The 2,474-nt window shown below is 64.1% G+C and carries 3 protein-coding genes; all 3 read right to left on the minus strand.

The window, feature by feature from the left end:
* Positions 1 to 133 (minus strand): helix-turn-helix domain-containing protein (locus AC1DY5_RS51305; protein ID WP_478121964.1); only part of this gene is annotated, 133 nt, incomplete at its 3' end.
* A 747-nt stretch (positions 134 to 880) separates the two neighbouring features.
* A complete protein-coding gene (locus AC1DY5_RS51310; RefSeq protein WP_478121962.1) occupies positions 881 to 2,212 on the minus strand; it encodes a HipA domain-containing protein in 1,332 nt (443 codons plus the stop codon).
* Positions 2,212 to 2,474: helix-turn-helix domain-containing protein (locus tag AC1DY5_RS51315; protein WP_478121963.1), on the minus strand; the 263-nt coding region annotated here is incomplete at its 5' end. The genes AC1DY5_RS51310 and AC1DY5_RS51315, both read right to left, overlap by 1 nt.

The raw sequence follows: 2,474 nt of genomic DNA on the forward strand, positions 1-2,474 counted from the left end.
GCTTCCATGTGTACACGGTTTGCCGAGCCACCCCGACGGCCAGGGCCGCATCGGCGCAACTCTTGCCGGCCAGCAGCATTCGCCCCGCCCGCAATCGCTTCTTCGCCGCCTCGCTCAATCGCTTTTGCACCACGCCAATATTCTCCAGCATTGTTCCTGGAGACATAACGCTCGATGCGCTCAGCGGTTGTCATGATTTACGAAAATATCAATAGGTGCCCTTTTCCCTCTCGAGCCAGCCTTCGACGACAGCCTCGTCGTCCTTGAGTCGCCTGTCACCCGGGTTGTGGCCAGCGGCTACCCAACCCTGGACGCGGAACTTCCCGGTGGGGGCTGCCCTGCTCGCTCCCTCACCGAGTTGCTCCAGGCCCAGCCGACGGTGCTCGAGTGGCGGCTCCTGGCGGCGGCCAGTGGTTGCGCGGCACAAACGAGGAGGCGACATCCGTCCTTGTGCTTCCCTGTCGACTTCTACGCCGCCGTGCCAGATGTGCTCGACGCTGCGCCCACGGCGCCCCTTTCCCCTGTGGCGCAGCAGCGCCAGTTGCTCCGAGCCCTCCTCCCTGCAGGACGCTGGCCTCCGTACGCCTGTTAGGTCCGGCGCGGCTCCTCCGCACCCAACAACGACGGGGCTCATCTAGCGCGGTCGCCCAGGCTCCGTTTCGACCGTCCCGAAAGCGACGCTATCGATGACCAAGGCCTTCAGCAGCATCTCGTATCGCTGCACTCGAAGCATGAAGCGCCCGAGCTTCTGGTGGACTATCGTCTGTTGTTCTTGCAATAGGGAATCGGTCATCCTCGCTCCGGTGCCTCCCGCCGCGCGCATTCTGCCCTATGGCGGTGCTGCAAAGAGCGGCTGCTCTAAGTCTTGCGACGTCGACGACTAGAAGTTGTCCGCAGCGAATTTCGGGATGTCGCGCGCCATGGCCAACAAGGCCTGCGCTCGCGTGGCCACGAACTGGGCAAGGTTCTGAACGAAGGCGACTTCCTCTCCCGTATACGCGGGGTCCGCCGCCTGCGCCGGCGCCTCTTGAAGGGCGAACTCGCAGAGTCGCGTCAGCTCGCGTGCAACGTACTTGCGGTCAACGCCCATGCGCACGCAGAAGTCGGCGAGTGCGAAAGAACGCACGGCATCCAGTTCGAACTCGTCCCCGAATGCCATCGCCAGGTCGTGATGGAACGACGCGTACTGAACGACGCTCACCAGGTCATACAGCGGTGTCGGGGTGAGCCCTGTGCGGTCGACAAAGAAAGAGATGTTCTTGCCGTGCGAATCGCTGTTGCCGAAGAGCAGGGTTGTGACGGCCCAAAGCACCAGCCGCTGCATCGCGAGCGCTGGTTCGACGAACCCGGGCCTGAGCGTGCCGAGCTTTTCGAAACTGGCTCCATCGCGAATGTGCCGCACGTCCGGTTGATCCCCCACGTTGCGCTCGTACTTCGCACTCACCGACAAGTCCAGCGCCTGGCACCCATCAACGATGTGCAGCCGCTCGACTCCGCCCGGCGTCCTGCGCCGGTCGAATCGCTCGATGCTCAACACCGGCGACGGCACCCGCAGGATGTTCACCTGCGCGGCGCAAGGCGCTTTCCAGCGCCGCATGCTGATGCGATTGGCCAGCTGCATGAAGAAATGCTCGTTGGCCACCATGAAAGGTGCCGCCTCGCGCGCCGGCTCTGGCTTGAGGATGTGCGTGGACGACAGTGCCCCGTCGACCAGGAACAGTTTTCCTTCTTCGATGGCCACCAGAAGCTTGTCCTGGTGCCCAGCGATGGACATGCGCACTTTGCCGTCCCACCGGTTGAAGGGTTCGTTCGCGCGGTTGTCGATCCGTGCCTGCAGCTCTTCGAACGGCAGTTGCCGGCGCAGCGGCTCCTGCTCAGCCAGCACCTGGCCGGCGGCCACAAAGCTCAGCGCGCCAGCGGTCTCATGCCCGAGGTGGCGAAGAAGCCCGAAGACGTTGTTGCGCGCCACGCGAGCATCATCGGCCGCCACGGCCAGCGCCTCACCTTCAGGGAGCAGGTTCTCCAGGAAACGGCGAATGGCGTGCGGCGCCGCGCCGCCCTCCAACGGCAGATGTGGCGAGAGCGGGTACCGGCCTGGCAACGCGAGCCATGCAGTGTCGTAGTCGAACTGGAAGGCATCTTGAGCTTGGTCATAGCCCAGCGTGCCGACGCGCACGCCTCCCGCGTACACGTCGAGGATGTACCCTTCCATCACCGACCCTCGCTCGGAGAGCTATGGCCAAGCACCGCTTCGATGGCAGGAATGTCCGTCTTGGGCACAACGAGGATGCGCAGGCCCAGGCTCTCCAGCACCAGGATGAGCTTGTCCGCGGTCACCGGCTTGCCGTTCTCCAAACGCGAAAGCACGTCACTGGAGACACCGCTGAGGGAAGCCGCGTCGTCGATGCGCATGCGAGACTGGGCGCGTCGATTTCGCACCAGTTTTCCGAGCTGCTCAAGCGTCGCGGCTGCTG

The sequence above is a fragment of the Variovorax sp. P4_D9 genome, from assembly GCF_056401695.1.

Excerpts from the sequence above, each read along its gene's own strand:
- AC1DY5_RS51310 (WP_478121962.1), bottom strand. The coding sequence starts at position 2,212 with ATGGAAGGGTACATCCTCGACGTGTACGCGGGAGGCGTGCGCGTCGGC.